Raw genomic sequence first — 17,742 nt, 5'->3', positions numbered from 1 at the left:
TCAGCTTTCTCCCATGCGGATCAGGGACGCCTGCATCGACTTGATGCGCCCCATGACCTCGACGTTCGTTTCAAAGGCACGCGAGGCGGCCATCATATCGGCCATCTCGGCCACTTCGTTCACGTTGGCGTAATACACCATGCCGTCGGCGTCGGCCAAGGGATTATCCGGCTCGTGCATGCGGCGCAGCGGCTCGCTCGACTGCACCACGTCCAGCACCTGCACCTTGGCCACGCCTTCGCCGTCGAGCATGGCCGCAAATACGGGCTTGCGGGCGCGATAGCCTTCGGCTTCGGTGGTGGCCGAGGCATTCGCGTTGGCCAGGTTGCTGGCGATCGTGTTCATGCGCACGGTCTGGGCCGCCATGGCCGACCCTGCGATCTGGGAAATGTCCTTGAAACTCACTCTGCGCTCCTTATTGGCCGCTGATGGCTTTGTTCAGGCCGCGCAGCTTCATATTGATGAAGGTCAGGCTAGTCTGGAAATCGGAGGCGTTCTGCGAAAAGGCGGCTTGTTCGACGCCGATCTCGACGGTATTGCCGTCGGCGCTGGGGTGGAAGGGTACGCGGTACAGCGGGCCCTCGGCCGACAGGGTCGGGGCACCATCCTCGGCATCCATCTGGTCCTGCATCACGCTGGCAAAGTCGATGTCGCGCGCCGTATAGCCCGGAGTGCTTTCGTTGGCAATGTTCGCGGCCAGCACGCGGGTGCGTTCGGCGCGCAGCTGGAGCGCGTCGGCGCTGACGCCGAGTGCTTCCTTGAAATTAATCGACATGGCGATTCTCCAGTGAACTGCAGTTAGTTTGGGTAGAATGGGTCTTTCCGCCTGACCCGTATTGTCCGATGATTGCTTTCCGTAAGGCAACAACAAGTATTGTAATCTGTCTGTTGTGCACCACAGCGTGGTCGGCGCAAACTATTTCCGTACAAATAGAACAAGCCGCGCGCGAGCAGCTTGAAAAAGGCGCCGATGCGGTCGGGCTGGGCGATCCGCAATTCGATCTCACGGTGGCCAGCAGCCGTCCGGCCCCCGCATGCAAGGGCGAAGTGGACATCGAGGCGATCGACACCCGCCAGCCGGCGCGCATGCGTTTCGTTGCGCGCTGCCCGGACGGCAAGGGCTGGCGCCACGACTTCGTGGTGCGCGCGCGTGTCTCGGCGCTGGTGGCGGTGACGGCGGCCCCGGTGGCGGCCAACCGCGAACTTTCCGAATCCGACGTCACGCTCGAGCGGCGCGACATCACCAATGTGCGCGATCCGATCGGCATGCTGGACGAAGCCGTCGGCCAGTCCAGCCGGCGCAGCCTGCGCACGGGCGAGGTCTTGCGCGCCAGCCAGCTGGTGGCGCCGATCGCCGTCAAGCGCGGCGACGCGGTGGTCATGACGGCGCGCCAGGACGGCATCGAGGTCAGCATGGCGGGCGAGGCGCTCGACGCCGGCGCGCGCGGCGCCGTGGTGCGGGTCAAGAACAACGCCAGCGGGCAGGTCGTGCGCATGCGGGTGCTGGGCGCCGGCGCCGTGCAGCCGATCGACATGCCGCTGGGCGAGTAAGCCATCACTGCTTCGCTCCCTGCAGGCTGCCCGCGATGCGGGCCAGCTTGGCGGCGTAGCCGGGATCGGTCGCATAGCCGCCGCGCGCCAGGCCCTGGGCGAAGGCCTGGGCGTCGCTGCCGGTGTTCAGGGCGGCGCGGTAGCGCGGATTGTCGGTCAGTACGCGGGCGTAATCCTGGAAGGCGCTGGCCGCGTCCGGATAGGCGCGGAAGCGTTCGCGCGTCTTGAGCGCCGCGCCATTGATGTATTCGGTGGTGGTCGAGTCGCCGGTCGCGCCCTGCCAGCTGGCGCCGGCCTTGATCCCGAACAGGTTGTGGCTGCTCGCGCCGTCGGCGGTGCGCAGCGGACGCTGGCCCCAGCCCGATTCCAGCGCAGCGTGAGCCTGAACCAATTCCGGGGCCACGCCCAGGCGATCGGCGGCCTGGCGCGCCCAGGGCGCGATGCTGTCCAAAAAGGCCTGCTGCTCGGGCGTGTTCGCGGCCGCGCCGCCGCTGGCGGCGGCGCCGTCGACCTGGTCGTCCTCGCCCATGACCAGGCCGCGGGCGCGCAGGCGCAGCAGCGCGCCTTCGGCCGAGAGGCTGCTGGCGGCGCCGCCGTCGGCGTCGCCATGCTGGATGTAGGCGTTCACTTCGCCCTGCAGCTCGTTGAACACGCGTCCGAAGCTGGCCTCGCCGCCGCCGAGGCCGGCGGTCGGGCGGGTGGCGCCCGTCGCGGCAGTGGCTGCGGTCGGCGCCGTCGGGGCGATGGCGTAATCAGCGTGGCGCATAGAGTTCGTCCTCGCCGTGCAGCACGCGCTGCATGACCGAGTACTGCTCGGCCAGCAACTGGCTGTTGCGCGTGGTCGCTTCCTTGCAGGCGCGCACGATGGCTTCCAGCTCGGTCCAGGCGGCGTCGAAGGCCGCGCGCGCGGCCGTGTCCAGGCTGGCGCCGTAATGCGCCATCGTGGCGTCCGGGCCGAGCAGGGCGCGCACCAGTTGCAGGCGCTGCTGGCGGCGCGCTTCCATCGCTTCGAGCAGCGGCGCCAGGCCGTCGGCCAGCGCGGTCAGTTCGGCGCTGCGGTGGCGCACCGCGGCTTCGAACTGCTTTTCCAGCAGGGTGTGGATAGTGGCGGACTCGGCCAGGTCGCGCTGGACGCCTTCGAGCAGCAGCGCATTGGCCTGCTGGCGGGTCAGGGTGGCCATCAGCGACCTCCGTGGAATTTCTGGATCAGGCCGGCCAGGCGGCCCGGGTCGAACGGCAGCTCGCCGCGCGCCAGCGCATCGCGCAGCTCGGCCACGCGGGCGGCGTCGAAGTCGGGCAGCGCACGCAAGGCGTCGGCGGCCGGTTTCAAGACCTCGGATTGCAGGGCGGCGGCCGGGGCTGCCGGCGCTTCGGCCTGGACTGGCGCCGGCGCAGCCTGGGCGCCGAGGGTGACGGTGGAGACGGGCGAGCCGGTAATTTTCATGCGGTTACCTCGGGATTTTGCTTGGATCGTCATGGCGTTTTCGGCAGTTGGCCGCGCAGTTCTTCCAGTGCCGTCGCATCCGGCATGGTGACCGTTGCGCCGCTGCCCAGCGCCGTGCCCTGGCCGCTCGGGGCGCCGAACATATTCGCCACCGCGCGCGACTGGGCGCTGGTCAGGATCAGGAGTTCGATGCGGCGGTTCATGCCGTCGAGCGGGTCTTCCGGGTGCAGCGGACCGCGGTCGGCCATGCCGACCACCTGCAGCACGGTACTGCTCTGCATGCCGCCGGTGAGCAACTGGGTGCGCGCGGCCATGGCGCGGTCGGTCGACAGCGCCCAGTTCGAATAGCCGCCCTTGTCCACGCCGGCGTAGCGGCTGGAATCGGTGTGGCCGATGATCAGCATCTGGTTGCGCATCTGGGCGAACAGCGGGCCCATCTTCTGTAGCAGGCGCGCGAAGCGGCCGGTCGGCAGCGCGCTGCCGCGCATGAACATGCCCTGCTTGTCGGTGTCGTGCAGCATCACGCGCAAGCCATAGGGCGTGACGACAGTAGACAGGTTGGAGGCCAGGCCGGCATTCACCGACAGCTCGGTCAGGGCCTTCGACAGGGCCGCCAGGTCGGCCGGGGTCTCGTAAGCGGTGCGCGGTGCGCTCGGGCTGCCGGGATTGCTGGTGCCGGCATTGCCGGTGCGCGGCACTTCGAAACGCTCGATCAGGCTGCCGCTCGGTTCGCTGGCGATGGCTGGCTTCTGGCCCTGGCCTTCGAGCATGCCGCTGTCGGTAGCGTCGCGCACGATCGCCTTCAGGTTCTGCTGCTCGCGCGCGGCGATCAGCCACAGCACCAGGAACAGGGCCATCAGCGCCAGGCAAAAGTCGGCGAAGGCGACTTTCCAGGCCCCGCCGTGCTCGTCGTGCTGGTGCTTGCCGCCGCCGCGCTTGACGATGGTCGATTCGTGCTTGTCGTTCGGTTTCGACACGTGTTACCCCGCCATGCGGTCGCTGCCGCGGCGCCGCTTGTTCTGCGATTCGTCTTCGCCGCCCATGGCATTGATCCACTGTTCGAGCTGGGCGAAGCTGGGCTTGGTGTTGAGCTGGATCAGGCGCCGGCCGGCGTCGATCGCCAGCAGGGCGGGCTTGCCGGCCACGTGGGTGCACAGCACGACCTTCACCGTCTCCATGGTCGAGGCGTCCGAGTTGACCGTCTGCTTCATCAGGTTGGCCAGCGGTTCCAGCACGCCGTAGCAGAAGAAGATGCCGATGAAGGTGCCGACCATGGCCGCGCCCACTTTCTCGGCGATCTCGCCCGAGTCGGCGCCGCCCGAGACCGAATACATGGCCATCACGATGCCCAGCACCGCGGCCAGGATGCCGAAGCCCGGCATCGCCTCGGCGATCTTCTGCAGCGACTTCGACGGCTGGGTCAGTTCTTCGTGGATGGCTTCCAGTTCCTGCTCCAGCACGCCTTCGAGTTCGTGGGCATTGATCTTGCCCATGGCCATCAGGCGGAAGTTGTCGACGATGAAGGCCAGCAGCTTGGGCTCGCCCAGGATCGCCGGATAGCGCTGGAACAGCGGGCTTTCGGCAGGCGCCTCGACGTGGGCGTCGAGCGCCTTCAGGCCGCCGGCGGCGGTCTGCAGCAGTTCATACATCAACAGCAGCAGCTGGCGCTGGAATTCCGAGTCGTGCTTCTTGCGCGCCGCGACCTTCTTGAGCTGGTGGCCCATCTCGGACAGCACGTGCTTCGGATTGCCGAGCACCAGCGCGCCGAAGGCGGCGCCGCCGATGATCAGGATCTCGACCGGGTGGAAGATCGAGGCAAAGGTGCCGCCCATCAGGGTGAAGCCCCCGAAGATGGCGCCGAGCACGATGGCGATACCGAGTAATTGCTGCATGACGTAGGGCCTTATTTTCTCTGTAATGGGGTCAGTCGCGCTGCAGCGCGGCCTTCATCTTGGCCAGCGCGCTCTTGTTGAGCTGGCAGACGCGGGCGTCGGACAGGTCGAGCACGGCGGCGATTTCCTTGTAGCTCAGTTCGAACTCGTAGATCATCTGGATCACGCGCTGCTCCTTCTCGTTGAGGGCGGACAGCACCTGTTCCAGGCTGCGCCGCACCATGAACTGTTCTTCGGGGCCGGGGGTATGGTGGGCTTCGGCGACCGCTTCCTGCAACACTTCGTCAAAGCTCAGCATTTCCTCGGCGCTGTCGTCGAGCAGATACTGTTGATACTCCTCCGGGCTCAAGCCCAGCGCCGCTGCCGCTTCCTTCTCGTTCGGCTCGCGGCCCAGGCTGCGCGTGAGCGCGCGCAGGGCGTCGCGCTGGCGGTGGCTGTCCTGGCGCACGGCGCGCGGGCGCCAGTCCTGGCGCCTCAGCTCGTCGAGGATGGCGCCGCGCACCCGCAGCGCCGCATAGCTCGAAAACCCGGTATCGGGCTGGCCGTAGCGGCGCAGCGCCTCGAGCAGGCCCATCAGCCCGATCTGTTCCATGTCCTCGCGCCCCAGCGCTCCCGAGACCTGGCTGCCGAGCTGGCGCGCGATGCGCTTGACCAGCGGCGCGTAGGCCAGCAGGTGGCGCCCCTCTTCCTGCGCGCTCATGCCGGCGGCGGCCTGGGCGTCGCCATATTCGGCGGCAGCGCCAACGTCGAGGTAGTCGGTCATATAGGCCACGTGGTCACCGGGAGTGTCTGCGTCACTCGATGATCAGCTTGCCGACCATGACTTCGGAAAACGGCTTGACGTGGTTTTCCTTCTCATAGTTGGCGTTGAACACCTTGTTCAGTTCTTCCGCGTACTGGTCGACCGTCATGGCGGATGCCTCGGCCAGGGTGCGCGCCGACAGCGCCGACACGGCGATGCTGCGCAGCAGCGGCAGCTGCTCCTTGGCTTCCTTCTCCTCGGCCGGGGTGGTGGCCAGCACCAGGTCGACCGACAGATAGTGCGCGGCCTGCTCGTTCGGCGCGCGGCGCAGCATGACGATCACCTTGTCCAGGGTGACGTACTTGGTCGGTTTCTTTTCCGGGGCCGGCCGGGCGATGGCGCCGTCGGCCGGGGCCGGCTTCATATACCACATGGCGCCGCCCGCGGCGGCCGCCGCCGCTACAGCGACGCCGGCAAATGCAATGATCAGTTTTGCTTTCATGGTCTAGTCGCGGTCGTTCATCGAAAACAGGGAACCGGCGTCGCCGGCATCGTTCAGGGCCAGGCCGGGCGTGCGCTGGCGCTGGTCGTCTTGTTCTTGCTGGCGGCCGCGGCCCTGGGCGTCGGCGCCCGGCTGGCCGGACGGCTGGTTGCCGGCCTGGGCGCTCGCCTGTGCGCGCGGGGTCTCGCTCACATTGACCGAGACATTGCTGTACTGGCGGCCGGCCAGGTCGTTGCGCAGGCTGTCGCTGACCGTGTTCAGCTGGCGCAGCACGTCGGTATTGCTGGCGGCGATATGCACTTCCAGGTTGCCGCCGCTATGGCGGACCGAGATGTCGATCCGGCCCAGCATCGGCGGCTCGAGGCGGATCGTGGCCTGCTCGACGCCGCGGCCGACCTGCAGCTGGAGCCGTTCGCCCAGCGCTTCGTGCAGGGTCTGGCGCCAGGCGGTCGGCGGACCGGCCAGCACCACGCTGGCGTTGCCGCGCGCGGCGGCCGGCTGGCCGGCGGCGATGCCGGTGGCGCCGGTGGTGGGCGCGCCGTCGGCGCCGTCGGGCGCTGCGCCATCGACTGCGGCGCCGGCCGCCGCGGCAGGGGCGGCCGGGGTCGGGGCCGCGGCCGGCGTGGCCGGCAGCGGCTGGGCGGCGGCGTCGGTGCGCGGGGTGGCCGGCGCAGCCACCGGCAGCGGCGCGACAGGAACGTCAGGCGCGGCGCGGGGCGCGACTGCCGGCTGGCCGTCGGGCGCAGCGGCCATGCCGGCCACCTCGGTCACGGCGGCCAGCGCGGCCAGCGCGGCGGCGGCAGGCCCGACGCCATCGTTGGCGGCGCCCGGCTTGGCGCCCGACATCGCCAGCATCATGGCCGGCAGCGCGGCCGGCGCGACTTGCGGCGTCATCGCGGCCAGCACGGCGTCGATCGCCACTGCCTGTTCGGCGGCCAGGGTCTGGTCCGGCTGTTCGTCCGCCAGCTCTTCCGGGGCGGCCTCGGGCGCGGCGCCCTCGACCGGCACGGCGGCATCGACCGGCGGCAGCGCGCCATCGGCGCCAATCCAGTGCTGGAACGGCAGCACCTGGAGCGCCGGCTGCGGCAGGGCCTGGCCGGCGCCCGGCAGGAGCACGCCGTCGGGCGCCTGGGCCTGGTCGGCCGGCGCGCCGTTGGCGGCGATCCTGGACACTGGGTTGCCAACTGCGTTGCCAACTGCGTTGCCGACGGCATTCATGGCATTCATCGCGCTATTCATGGAGAAATTCATTGTGTGGTGCTACCCGGTTCGAGTTCGCCCGCGAGGGCATAGGCCATGCGGCCTTCCTGGTTGTCGTGCAGGTCGCCCAGCTGTTCGCGCACGCTGGCGGCAGCCTCGGCGCAGGCCTGGGCCGCCCCATCGTGGGCGGCGCGCAGGCCGGCCAGGGCCGCGCGTTCGGCCGCGTTCCAGGGGCCGCGCGCGGCCAGCGCCTCGACCTGGGGCCCGAGCTCGCGCACGGCGCGCTCGAGCAGGTCCCAGTCGGCGCGCGCGCTGGCGTCACGCAGGCCTGCCGCCAGGCGCTCGATGGTCGGCGTCCTAGCCATTGCGTTCCTGCACGCCTTTCCAGCCCTGGCGGATGGTGGTGAGGACCTGGATCACCTCGTCCACCATCGTGGGGTCGAGCTTGATGCCGGCGCCGTACAGGCGGGTGGCGCAAAAGTCGTAGATGCGCGCCAGGTTGGCGACGGTTTCGCCGCCGCTGTCGAAGTCGAGCGAGCTCGACAGGCCATTGATGATCTCGACGCACTTGTCCAGGCTGGCCGCCTTGGCTTCGTAGCGGCGCGCGACGATGTGGGCGCGCGCGCGCGCCAGCTCGTCGAGCAGGCCGTCGGTGAGCAGCAGGACCAGCTCGACCGGCGAGGCGCGCGAGGTCTGCGCGTCCAGGTTGACGGCATGGTAGCCGCCGTAGGCTTCCTGATAGGACATGGTGTCGGGCTCTTTCTAGTTCTTGTCGTTGCCGAACAGGGCGTCGAACAAGGTCACGTTATGGTTCATCACGCCCTGCATGGTCTGCAGTTGCGTGAACTGGCGCAGGTAGCGGTCATAGGCCGACCTGTGCTGCGTCGCGAGCGTGGCCTCGCGGTCGGCCAGCCGGTCTTGCAGGGTGACGTTCTCGTCGCGGCGCTGCTTGATCTGGCCGTCGACGCCGTTGCTCCACGTTTTCAGGTACTTGTCGAGGCCGCCGGCAATGCCGGTCGGACTCGAGGCCGAGGCCGAGCCAATCACCGCATCCAGGCCGTTCGGGTTGAGCGCCAGCTGGGAGCGCAGGCGATCCGTGTTCAGCTCGAGGGTGCCGCTGCGGGTGGCGATGATGCCGTAGGCGGCCAGCGACTCGCCGCTTCCCGGACGCAGCAGGGCGTTCAGGCGGTCCTTCAGCGCGCGCACGCCGCTATCGTTGGTGAAGGCGCCGTCGTCGGCCTTGGTGGCCGGGTCGTTGCCGGCGGTGAGCTTGTTCAGGGAGGCCTTGAGCTTGTTGAACGCGTCCACGAAGGCCTGCACGTTGGCGACGGTGGCCGAGTCGTCGGCGCTCACGGTCAGGGTCACCGGCGCCGCGCCGGGAGCGTGGGCCTTGGTGAATGTCATCTTGACGCCGTCGATGGCGGTAAAGGTATTGCTGGCCTGGGTGATCGCGGTGCCGCCTTCGCCCCCGACGTGGATCTCGGCGTCGGACGCCGCGGCCAGGGTGCGCAGGTTGGCATTGCCGAGCTTGGTGGCGAGCGGATCGGCGCCCATCGAGCCGCTCAGGCCGCCCGTGCCGATCGTGATCTTCGAGGCCAGGCCGGTGTCCTTGGCGGTCAGCACCAGTTCCGAGGTGCCGTTGCCGGTGTTGACCACCGAGGCCACGACCTTGCCGTCATTGTCCTCGGCGCTGTTGATGGCGGCCGCCAGCTCGCGCGGGGTCAGGTCGCGCGGGGTATTGCCCAGATCGACTTCGAAGGCGGTGGCGCCACCCATCTGGATCGCCAGCTTCCCGCTCACGCCGGTGGCGTTGCCCAGGCCCGCATACGCGACCTGGCTGGCGCTGGCCAGCTGCTTGACGTAGAAAGAATAGGTGCCGGCGGCCGCGGTGGCGCTGGCGGTGGCGCTGCCCATCGACGTGTCGCCGAAAACCGCCGATTGCGCGTACAGGGTCTTGTTCAGGCCGGTGAGCGCGGCCAGGCTGGTCTGGAATGCCGTGAGCGCCGAACTCAGGTCGGTCAGGCCCTTGTCGATCGCATTCGCGGCCGTCTTCTGGCTCTTCAGGATTTCCTGGCGCGCGAGCATGTACTTGTCGGCCAGGTCGTTTGCGGTCAGGATTGGATCGTAGGTTGGTGCCGTGATAACGTTTGCCATGAATGCTCCTAGGTGATGTTGTGTGTGTCGTTCATGCAGCGGCCAGGCCGCCCGTTTTTCCGGCCATCCACGATTGGGTGGCGATATCGTCTTCGCGCTTTCTGGTGGCGCGCTCTTGTTCGACTGCCAGCGCATCCTGCTCGCGCACCAGCACCTTGCCCAGCAGCTCGCGCCGCACCCAGGCATCCTTCAGGCGGCCCTGCGCCACCGCCATATTCGCTTCGTGCAGCGACAGGTCGACCCGGTGGCTGTCGGCCAGCGCCAGCACGCCCTGCTTGTAGGCGCCGCAATTCAAGGCCAGCGCCGGGTTCAGCGCCAGCTTGGCGCCCGACGCGCCGCTGCCTTCGGCCAGCAGCGCCAGGCGTTCGAGATTGACCTGGTAGCGCGCCCGGGTCGCTTCCTGGCTGGCCAGGTCGGCCTGCAGGCGGTCCACTTGCGTGGAGCGCAACTGCACCAGGGTGTCCAGGCTGCGAATGGTGTTTTGACGCTTCACGCCATCATCTCCGTCAGGGCCGCGACACAGCCGTCCATCGGCGCTTCCTCGCGCGTGCCCTGGCACAGGAAGGCTTCGATCTGCGGCTGCAGCTGCACCGCGCGGTCGGTCTCGGGATCGGCGCCCGGCACATAGGCGCCGAGCGGGATCAGGTCGCGCACGCGCGCATGGCGCGCCATCGCGGCCTTCAGCTTGCGCGCGGCCAGCGCATGTTCTTGCGGCACCACCTGCGCCATGCAGCGCGAGATCGACTGGGCGACGTCGATCGCCGGATAGTGGCCGCGCTCGGCCAGTTCCCGGGTCAGCACGATGTGGCCGTCGAGGATCGCGCGCGCCGAATCGACCACCGGATCCTGCTGGTCGTCGCCTTCGGCCAGCACCGTATAGATGGCGCTCATGCTGCCTTGCGGGTGTTCGCCATTGCCGGCAGATTCGACCAATTGCGGCATATTCGAAAACACCGACGGCGGATAGCCGCGCGTGGCCGGCGGCTCGCCCAGCGACAATGCCACCTCGCGCAGCGCCATCGCGTAGCGGGTCAGCGAATCGCACAGCAGCAGCACGTTCAGGCCGCGGTCGCGGAAGTGGGCGGCGATCGCATGGCACATCTCGGTCGCCATCACCCGCATCAGCGGGCTCTCGTCGGCCGGCGCCACGACTAGCACAGAGCGCTTCAGGCCTTCCGGGCCGAGCGAGCGCTCGACGAATTCGCGCACCTCGCGGTTACGTTCGCCGATCAGGCCGACCACGATCACGTCGGCCACGGTCTGGCGCGTGATCAGGCCCAGCAGTACCGACTTGCCGACCCCGGAACCGGCCATCAGGCCGACCCGCTGGCCCTTGCCGATGGTGAGCATCGCATTGATCGCGCGCACGCCGACGTCGAGCGGTTCCTCGACCGGGGTCTTTTTCAGGGGATTGACGCGCGGCGGCGTGGTCGACAGGGGCTGGTCGCCGCCGAGGCGGCCCAGGCCGTCGATCGGCTCGCCCAGGCCATTGACCATGCGGCCCAGCCAGGTCGGGCCGATCATCAGGTCGCTCTTCTCGGGCGCGGGCAGCACGCGCGCGCCGGTGGACAGACCCACCGCCTTCTTGAACGGCATCAGGTACGACACTTTTTCGCGAAAGCCTACCACCTGGGCGTCGAGCCACTGGCCGTCGACGGTCTCGATGCGGCAGCGCTGGCCCGTATGCAGGCGGCAGCCGACCGATTCGAGCAGCAGCCCCTGGGCGCCCACCAGGCGTCCGGTTGGCGTGGCCACCGGCACCGCGCCGATGTCGACCGCGCGCAAGGAGTCGGCCAGGGCCATCATACCGCCGGTTCCTCGGCCATGAGCTGCTCGTGGACCTGCTCCATCACCGCCGCCAGGCGGCCCTGGCAGCCTGCGTCGACTTCATTGTCGCCCGAGCGCACGCGGCACTCGCCCGGCGCCAACGCCGGATCCGGCAGCAGAGTCCAGGCGCGCGCGCGCTTGGGATCGAGTTCCTGCACGCGGCGCAGTTCTTCGGGATTGAGGAAGACTTCGACTTCCTCGCGCGAGGGCGGCATCACCGATAGCGCTTCTTCGACCAGGGCCAGCAACTGCACCGGCTGCAGCGCCAGTTCGGCGCGGATCACCTGGCGCGCGATCTTGCCGACCAGTTCCACGACTTCGTTGCGCTGGGCCGCGCGCAGGTCGGATTTGAGTTGCGCCAGGCCTTCGAGCATGGCGTCGACCGGGCGCGCCAGTTCGTCGAAGCGGGCCAGCGCTGCGGCGCGGCCTTCTTCCCGTCCCTGTTCGCGGCCCTCGGCCTCGCCGCGCGGATAGCCTTCGGCGCGGCCCTGGTCGAGGCCGGCCTCATAGCCTTCGCGTTGTCCCTGGCGGTAGCCGTCGGCCAGCGCGCTCTGCCATTCCTCGGTCGAGCCGACGCTGTCCGAACCGCTCGGACGCGCCTTGCTGACCTGGTGCAGGGGCGGGAAGTGGAAGGACCTGAACTGCTTCATTCCGCGGTCGCCTCGGCAAACAGCTGGATGTCGATCTCGCCGGCGTCGGCCAGTTCCTTGACGGTGGCCATGATCTCGCGCCGGGTCTGCTCGATGCGCGACATCGGGACCGGGCCCGAACGGCGCATCAAGTCCTCGAAGCTCTGGGCCTGGCGACGCGGCATGGCGGCCAGGATGGCGTCGCGCAGCGGCGCCTCGGCGCCCTTGAGCGCGATCGCCCACTGCTCGAGCGGCACGTCGTCGAGCAGGCGGGTAATGACTTGCTCGGTCTGGCGCGACAGGATGAAGAAGTCGTACATCGACATCTCGATCTGCGAGACCACCTCGGGATCGTGGGCGCGCAGCAGCTCGACCATGCCGGCGCGGTTATCCTGCAGGCGGTTGAGGATGTCGGCCACCTGCCGCACGCCTTCCACGCTGGCGCTTTGCGTATCGAGCGCGGCCAGGCAGCGGTTGACCAGTTCCTCGAGTTCGTGCAGCACGTCGCGGTCGATCTCGTCGAGGCGCGCCATGTTGAGCAGAACCAGCTCACGGCCCTCGACCGGCAGCGCCTCGAGGATCTGGGACGCCAGCGCCGGCGGCAGGAAGGCCAGGAACACGGCCTGCATCTGCACGTGCTCGCTGGAGACGAATTCGGCCAGCCAGCGCGGCGAGGCATACTGCAGGCGCGCCATCATCGGGCGGATCGCATCGCCGTAGATCGTGTTGAGCACGCTGTTGGCGATGTCGCTGCCCAGCGCCAGGTCGAGCGAGCGCTTGAGGTAGCTGCGCGAGGCGCCGTGCAGGCCACTCTGCTGGCGGTAGTCGTCGAAGAAGGACTGCAGCGCCGATTTCACGGCGTCGACCTTGATGCCGCTCATGCGCGACATCACCTGGGTCAGCTCCATCAACTCATCGCGCTCGAGGCAGCGTAGCACCGCGGCCGCCTGTTCTTCGCCGATCGACAGCAGCACGATGGCGGCCTGTTCGACCGGGGTCAGGGCGACGCTGTCGTCGTCCTCGTAGTTATTCTGGTCGGCCATGTTTTTTCTGTACCCATTGTTTGACGACTTCGGCAACGCGCTCGGGCTCCTTGCCGGCCAGGACTTTCAGGTGGTCGACCATGACGTCCACCGCCGAACCGCTCGGGGGCAGGTCGTAGTTCTCGAGCAGCGGGACCACGGCGCCGGGACGGGCGGCAGTCGCCGCGCCATCCGGTGCGCCGAGGGCGGCCACGCCGGCCGGCAGCGCCTCGCCGGCGCCCGCGCCCGCGGCCACGCCCGGGCTGCCCGGCAGGGCCGGGGCAGCCGGCACCAGCGGCGGTTGCGGCGCCAGGCGGGTGGTGACCGCGCGCAGCAGCGGGCGGGCCAGCAAGAAGTAGGCGAGGATCGCGCCCAGCGCCCACAGGGCGTAGCTGGTCATGTCGACCACGTTGTCGCGTTCCTGCCACCATTCCTGGGCCACCGGGGCGGCCGGGAATTTCAGGCTCGAGACGGCCAGCACGTCGCCGCGCGCGGCGTCGATGCCCAGGCCGCCGGCCAGGATGGTCCTGATATTGGCCAGCTCGGCCGGGGTCCAGGCCTGGCCGTTGGCGGCGCTGGTATTGTTCAGCACCACCGCCACCGACAGCTTCTTGAGGCGGCCGCGCTCGCGCTTGATCTGGGTGATCGCGCGGTCATAGGCGTACTGGCGGGTGGTGGCGTTCTTGCGTGCGCTGCCGTCGTCGGCATTGGGCGGCGGCGCCTCGCCGTCGGCGGCGTCGGGATCGGCCTGCGCCGGCGGGCGGTTCGACAGGGTGCCGGGCACGCCCAGCGCCATGCGGTTCTTCTCCATCTCTTCGCGCATCGCCTCGCTGGTGACCTTCGGCGCTTCGCCGTATTTTTCCTGGGTCTCTTCGATGCGGTCGTTGTCGACCGCGGCAGTGACGCTGACCTTGTAGTTGTCCACGCCCAGGATCGGCGCCAGCAGGTCGTTGACGTTGGCACGTACCTCGTCGGTGAAACGCCTGGAAGCGGCGTCGCCCTGGGTCGCGCCATCGAATCCCCCCTCGAGGTCGACCCGCGCCGACAGCAGATTGCCGGCCTGGTCGACCAGCGACACGCGCTGCGGCTTGAGGCCGGCCACGCTGCCCGAGACCAGGTTGACGATGGCTGCCACCTGCTCGTTGGACAGTGCACGGCCCGGCTTGACGGAGACCACCACCGAGGCCGAATTGCCGTCGGTATTGGCGGTCACGAAGGAACTGGTCTTGGCGATCGCCAGGTGGACCCGGGCAGAAGCGATCGCGTCCATGGTCAGGATGCTCTGCGCCAGCTCGCCTTCCAGGCCGCGCCGGAAGCGCACGTCCTGCACGAACTGCGACACGCCCAGCGGATCGTTGCGGTCCATCAGTTCCAGCCCGGCCGGCAACTGGGCGGTCACGCCCTTGGCGGCCAGCAGCATGCGCACCTTGCCCAGGCTCGCCGCCGGCACCATCACCTGACCGCTCTCGGGGTGGACGCGGTAGGGAATCTGTTCGGCTTCGAGCACCGTCATCATGTCGCTGGCGGCGACTTTCTCGCGCGCACCGAACACCGGCTTGTAGCTGGACTGGTCCTGCCACAGGTACATCATGATGGCGGCAGTGAGCGCCACGGCCAGGCCGAGCATCAGCGGCAGGTTATTGCGCAGCAGCGGCGGCAGCGAGGGCAGGGCCAGCTTGCCGCCGACGGCGGATTTGAGGGAGGAGATCACGGATGAATCGCTTATCTAGGGAAATCAGACCGGGAGCTTGATCAGCTCGTCGACCGCCGTCATGACTTTGTTGCGAACTTGCATCAGCATCGAGAACGACAGGCTCGCTTGCTGGCTGGCCAGCATGGCGCCGACCAGGTCGTCGCTCTTGCCCGCTTCGACTGCGGCCACCTTGGCGCCGGCGGCCTGGTCCTGGGCGTTGACGTTGTCCAGGGCGGTCTTCATCACCTGGGTAAACGAAAAGGCGCTGTCGGGTTGGGCGCCGCGGGCGCCGAGCTCGGCGAAGGAATTGGCAGCGGGGGCGATCGCCAGGCGGTTAGCGTCGTTGGTCAGTTGCGCCAGGTCGGCCCGGATCAGGCCGGCAAGTTCAGTTGCCATCGTGGTTCCCATTTAAAAACGTTGTTGTTTGAGAGCGACAAAAAGTTACCGGTATTCTTCCAAGCTCATCGCGTTTTAGTAAGAAAATCTTGAAAACCGATCAACGAACGAACGTTTGTTTTTGTCGTCTGACTTCCGTCAGGCTACTGTTTCTCCCTCTGAGCATCGAGGAGAAGGGCCGAGTTGTTGCGGTGCGACAGCACGATATTACCGTAGGGCAAGTTGGAAATCAAAGAAGAATGTCAAAGTTCCCGCGAGTGACTTCCCTGTATAATTGTTGCCGTGGGGAATGAAAAGCTGTCATCGAAACGTAATTTTCAGTCAACAAACATGTCGATTAATCAACCAGACCGCTCGCGTGACTTCCAGGTGCTCGATCCCTGCCTGCTGGGCCGCCCGGTGCACCTGCTGCCGGCCTTCGCGACCCGCCTGGCCGAGGCGCTGGGCGCCGCCATGGCTTCGCCCGGCGGCCGCCGCTACTGGGGCGCCTACCGCCTGGAAAGCCTGGCATTCGAGCGCGCCCCCGATGACCGCAGCCTGCGCTGGCTGGGCGTTGGCGGTTCTTACGGCCAGGCCGCGGTCGCCATCGAGCGCAGCATGTTGCTGGGCCTGCTGGAAGGACGCTATGCGCGCCGCACCCAGGGCCCGAGTGCGGCGCCGCAGCGCGACCCCCATATCGAACGCGTGACCGCGACCGAGGAGCGGCTGGCCGCGACCCTGGCCCAGCAGGTGGCGACCCTGGTCGACGAACGGATCGCCGAAGGCCTGGCGGCGGCCGGTGCCGCTGCAATGACGGCGGCTCCCGCAGCGGCCGCGCCGCGGCTTGCAAAGGCAGGCGCGTCGATCGTGCCGGCCAGCGCGCCGGGCAAGTCCGGCTGGGTGATCCGCGCCGTGCTGCGCGCCCAGTACGGCCGGCGCGAAACCGACGAACCCGGCCTTGCGGCGCCCGAAGGCCGCTTGTGGATCGGCCTGGACCATGGTTTGATGGCCCATGTGCTGCAGGGCCTGATGGCCGAACGCAACGGCGCGCGCGGCGCCGGCCCGCGCATGGCGCGCGAGCCGCTGGCCTCGCATCTGCAGGTCAGGCTCGAAGGCCGCCTGGTCAGCAAGGAAGTGACCCTGGCCGCGCTGTTCGGCCTGAAGGTCGGCGACGTGATCCCGGTCTCGGTCGGCCGCGCCGACGTGCTGCTGGACGATTCCCGCCTGTTCACGGCCGCGGTGGCCGAGCACAAGGGCAAGCTGTGTTTAACCTCATTTGAAGATGCCGAATAATGGACATGAACCTCAACGAGCAACTGGCCGGCGACGTGATCATCGATGATCTCGACGGCGTCGAACAGGCGACCGCCACGGCCGGCCGCAACGCCTCCCGCCAGCTGCCGCAGATGATGCGGCGCATCCCGGTGACCCTGACCCTCGAGGTCGGGTCGGCCCGCGTCTCGCTGCAGGAACTGATGGAAATCCAGCCGTCGTCGGTGCTGCCGCTCGATTCGCTGGCCGGCGAGCCGCTGGTGATCAAGGTCAACGGCACCCCGATCGGGCGTGCCGAAGTGGTGGTCGCGGGCGAGCAGTACGGCCTGAAGGTGATCGACCTGGACGGCCTGAACCTGGACATGCTCGCGCCATGATGCGCGGTACCCGCGGCGCGGCCACGGCCGCGCTGCTGCTGGGCGGCCTGCTGCTGTCGGCGCCGGCGCTGGCCCAGAACCAGGACCTGCTGGCCGGCGTCATCCCGGGCGCCGACGCCACCAGCTCCGGCATGAGCGTCAAGTCGCAGATCCTGGTCATCATGACCCTGCTCGGGCTGCTGCCCGTGATGATCATGATGATGACCTGCTTCACCCGTTTCGTGATCGTGCTGTCGCTATTGCGCCAGGCCCTCGGCCTGCAGCAGGGCCTGCCGACCCGGATCATCACCGGCATCGCCTTGATCCTGACCATCCTGGTGATGCGCCCGATCGGCGAGCAGGTCTGGAAAGAAGCCTTCCTGCCCTACGACCAGGACCAGATCGGCCTGGAACAGGCGCTGCGCATCGCCGAAGGCCCGGTGTCGCGCTTCATGCTGGCCCAGACCAACAAGGCCTCGCTGGCCCAGGTCGCGCGCCTGGCGGGCGAACCGGCCTATGCGCAGCCGCAGCAGCACAGCTTCCCGGTCAAGCTGGCCGCCTTCGTGCTGTCCGAGCTGAAGACCGCGTTCCAGATCGGGGCCATGCTGTTCATTCCGTTCCTGATCATCGACCTGGTGGTGGCCTCGGTGCTGATGGCGATGGGCATGATGATGCTGTCGCCGCTGGTGATCTCGCTGCCGTTCAAGCTGCTGCTGTTCGTGCTGGTCGATGGCTGGACGCTCACGGTGAGCACCCTGGTGGGCAGCATCCACGGCTATTAGCGAACCTGTGAGAGAGCGACGAACATGAGTCCCGATATCGCGGTCGACCTGGTGGTCGAGGCCCTGCAGATCGTGATGCTGCTGGTGATGGTGCTGGTCATCCCGGGCCTGGTGATGGGCCTGGTGGTGGCGCTGTTCCAGGCCGCCACCCAGATCAACGAGCAGACCCTGAGCTTCCTGCCGCGCCTCCTGGTGACCCTGCTGGCGGTGATCCTGGCCGGTCACTGGATGACGTCCACGCTGATGGACTACTGCGTCTCGGTGTTCCAGCGCGCCGCCACCCTCGTCGGGGGCTAGGCGC

General features: G+C 68.3%; 24 protein-coding genes. 5 read left to right on the top strand and 19 right to left on the bottom strand.

Going from position 1 to position 17,742, the window contains the following annotated elements:
- Together flgC and E8M83_RS20495 are read right to left on the bottom strand one after the other, a co-directional pair.
- The gene (gene flgC / locus E8M83_RS20500; protein WP_137175206.1) at window positions 1–405 is read right to left on the bottom strand and encodes a flagellar basal body rod protein FlgC; all 405 of its coding nucleotides are present in this window, start codon (window positions 403–405) and stop codon (window positions 1–3) included.
- A gap of 10 nt (window positions 406–415) precedes the next feature.
- Window positions 416–775 carry a flagellar basal body protein gene (locus E8M83_RS20495; protein ID WP_137175205.1) on the bottom strand — a complete coding sequence of 120 codons (360 nt, stop codon included), beginning with the start codon at window positions 773–775 and terminating at the stop codon, window positions 416–418.
- 113 nt (window positions 776–888) lie between these two features.
- Here E8M83_RS20495 and flgA point away from each other — a divergent pair, with 113 nt between their 5' ends.
- Window positions 889–1,551 carry a flagellar basal body P-ring formation chaperone FlgA gene (flgA, locus tag E8M83_RS20490; RefSeq protein ID WP_229491714.1) on the top strand — a complete coding sequence of 221 codons (663 nt, stop codon included), beginning with the start codon at window positions 889–891 and terminating at the stop codon, window positions 1,549–1,551.
- Between the two features lie 4 nt (window positions 1,552–1,555).
- On the opposite strand, the gene flgJ is transcribed toward flgA, so the two are convergent.
- The 17 genes from flgJ to E8M83_RS20405 are packed head-to-tail and all read right to left on the bottom strand — an operon-like array spanning window position 1,556 to window position 15,052.
- The gene (gene flgJ, locus E8M83_RS20485) at window positions 1,556–2,317 is read right to left on the bottom strand and encodes a flagellar assembly peptidoglycan hydrolase FlgJ (protein WP_137175203.1); all 762 of its coding nucleotides are present in this window, start codon (window positions 2,315–2,317) and stop codon (window positions 1,556–1,558) included.
- The gene (gene flgN, locus E8M83_RS20480) at window positions 2,304–2,732 is read right to left on the bottom strand and encodes a flagellar export chaperone FlgN (RefSeq protein ID WP_137175202.1); all 429 of its coding nucleotides are present in this window, start codon (window positions 2,730–2,732) and stop codon (window positions 2,304–2,306) included. The genes flgJ and flgN overlap by 14 nt, the downstream gene beginning before the upstream one ends.
- Complete coding sequence (gene flgM, locus E8M83_RS20475) at window positions 2,732–2,995, bottom strand: flagellar biosynthesis anti-sigma factor FlgM (RefSeq protein WP_137175201.1); 264 nt, start codon at window positions 2,993–2,995, stop codon at window positions 2,732–2,734. Before flgM ends, flgN begins: the two co-directional genes overlap by 1 nt.
- A 29-nt stretch (window positions 2,996–3,024) precedes the next feature.
- Entirely contained in the window at window positions 3,025–3,972 is a 948-nt protein-coding gene (locus E8M83_RS20470; protein ID WP_137175200.1) for a flagellar motor protein MotB, read from the bottom strand.
- 3 nt (window positions 3,973–3,975) lie between these two features.
- Complete coding sequence (motA, locus tag E8M83_RS20465) at window positions 3,976–4,887, bottom strand: flagellar motor stator protein MotA (protein ID WP_137175199.1); 912 nt, start codon at window positions 4,885–4,887, stop codon at window positions 3,976–3,978.
- Window positions 4,888–4,918: 31 nt separating this feature from the next.
- A complete protein-coding gene (locus E8M83_RS20460; protein ID WP_137175198.1) occupies window positions 4,919–5,650 on the bottom strand; it encodes a FliA/WhiG family RNA polymerase sigma factor in 732 nt (243 codons plus the stop codon).
- A gap of 31 nt (window positions 5,651–5,681) precedes the next feature.
- Window positions 5,682–6,131, bottom strand: a complete 450-nt coding sequence (gene fliL / locus E8M83_RS20455) for a flagellar basal body-associated protein FliL (protein WP_137175197.1) — start codon at window positions 6,129–6,131, stop codon at window positions 5,682–5,684.
- A 3-nt stretch (window positions 6,132–6,134) separates the two neighbouring features.
- Window positions 6,135–7,370, bottom strand: coding sequence for a flagellar hook-length control protein FliK (locus tag E8M83_RS20450; protein ID WP_137175196.1), 1,236 nt, complete (start codon window positions 7,368–7,370; stop codon window positions 6,135–6,137).
- An 8-nt stretch (window positions 7,371–7,378) separates the two neighbouring features.
- Entirely contained in the window at window positions 7,379–7,696 is a 318-nt protein-coding gene (locus tag E8M83_RS20445; RefSeq protein ID WP_137175195.1) for a hypothetical protein, read from the bottom strand.
- Entirely contained in the window at window positions 7,689–8,078 is a 390-nt protein-coding gene (gene fliS / locus E8M83_RS20440) for a flagellar export chaperone FliS (protein WP_137175194.1), read from the bottom strand. The genes E8M83_RS20445 and fliS overlap by 8 nt, the downstream gene beginning before the upstream one ends.
- A 15-nt stretch (window positions 8,079–8,093) precedes the next feature.
- Window positions 8,094–9,485 carry a flagellar filament capping protein FliD gene (gene fliD / locus E8M83_RS20435; RefSeq protein WP_137175193.1) on the bottom strand — a complete coding sequence of 464 codons (1,392 nt, stop codon included), beginning with the start codon at window positions 9,483–9,485 and terminating at the stop codon, window positions 8,094–8,096.
- A 31-nt stretch (window positions 9,486–9,516) separates the two neighbouring features.
- On the bottom strand, window positions 9,517–9,978 hold the full coding sequence (locus tag E8M83_RS20430) for a flagellar export protein FliJ (protein WP_137175192.1): 462 nt from the start codon (window positions 9,976–9,978) through the stop codon (window positions 9,517–9,519).
- Entirely contained in the window at window positions 9,975–11,291 is a 1,317-nt protein-coding gene (gene fliI / locus E8M83_RS20425) for a flagellar protein export ATPase FliI (protein ID WP_137175191.1), read from the bottom strand. The genes E8M83_RS20430 and fliI overlap by 4 nt, the downstream gene beginning before the upstream one ends.
- On the bottom strand, window positions 11,288–11,962 hold the full coding sequence (gene fliH / locus E8M83_RS20420; RefSeq protein WP_137175190.1) for a flagellar assembly protein FliH: 675 nt from the start codon (window positions 11,960–11,962) through the stop codon (window positions 11,288–11,290). Before fliH ends, fliI begins: the two co-directional genes overlap by 4 nt.
- The gene (locus tag E8M83_RS20415; RefSeq protein ID WP_137175189.1) at window positions 11,959–12,984 is read right to left on the bottom strand and encodes a FliG C-terminal domain-containing protein; all 1,026 of its coding nucleotides are present in this window, start codon (window positions 12,982–12,984) and stop codon (window positions 11,959–11,961) included. The genes fliH and E8M83_RS20415 overlap by 4 nt, the downstream gene beginning before the upstream one ends.
- Window positions 12,968–14,674, bottom strand: a complete 1,707-nt coding sequence (fliF, locus tag E8M83_RS20410) for a flagellar basal-body MS-ring/collar protein FliF (RefSeq protein ID WP_206077504.1) — start codon at window positions 14,672–14,674, stop codon at window positions 12,968–12,970. Before fliF ends, E8M83_RS20415 begins: the two co-directional genes overlap by 17 nt.
- Window positions 14,675–14,698: 24 nt before the next feature.
- Entirely contained in the window at window positions 14,699–15,052 is a 354-nt protein-coding gene (locus tag E8M83_RS20405; RefSeq protein ID WP_137175188.1) for a flagellar hook-basal body complex protein FliE, read from the bottom strand.
- Between the two features lie 330 nt (window positions 15,053–15,382).
- Between E8M83_RS20405 and E8M83_RS20400 the strand changes: the two genes are divergently transcribed.
- The 4 genes from E8M83_RS20400 to fliQ are packed head-to-tail and all read left to right on the top strand — an operon-like array spanning window position 15,383 to window position 17,738.
- A complete protein-coding gene (locus E8M83_RS20400; RefSeq protein ID WP_137175187.1) occupies window positions 15,383–16,324 on the top strand; it encodes a FliM/FliN family flagellar motor switch protein in 942 nt (313 codons plus the stop codon).
- A gap of 5 nt (window positions 16,325–16,329) precedes the next feature.
- A complete protein-coding gene (locus tag E8M83_RS20395; RefSeq protein WP_206077503.1) occupies window positions 16,330–16,680 on the top strand; it encodes a FliM/FliN family flagellar motor switch protein in 351 nt (116 codons plus the stop codon).
- On the top strand, window positions 16,677–17,441 hold the full coding sequence (fliP, locus tag E8M83_RS20390) for a flagellar type III secretion system pore protein FliP (RefSeq protein WP_137175185.1): 765 nt from the start codon (window positions 16,677–16,679) through the stop codon (window positions 17,439–17,441). Before E8M83_RS20395 ends, fliP begins: the two co-directional genes overlap by 4 nt.
- 24 nt (window positions 17,442–17,465) lie before the next feature.
- Window positions 17,466–17,738: a flagellar biosynthesis protein FliQ gene (gene fliQ / locus E8M83_RS20385; protein WP_137175184.1), complete on the top strand. Its 273-nt coding sequence runs from the start codon at window positions 17,466–17,468 to the stop codon at window positions 17,736–17,738.
- Window positions 17,739–17,742 lie beyond the last annotated feature (4 nt).

The sequence above is a fragment of the Massilia sp. HP4 genome, assembly GCF_005222695.1.
In the GTDB taxonomy this organism is placed as follows: Bacteria; Pseudomonadota; Gammaproteobacteria; order Burkholderiales; family Burkholderiaceae_D; genus Telluria.
The sequence above is the reverse complement of the archived record's forward strand: the minus strand, read 5'-3'. Positions and strand labels throughout refer to the sequence as shown.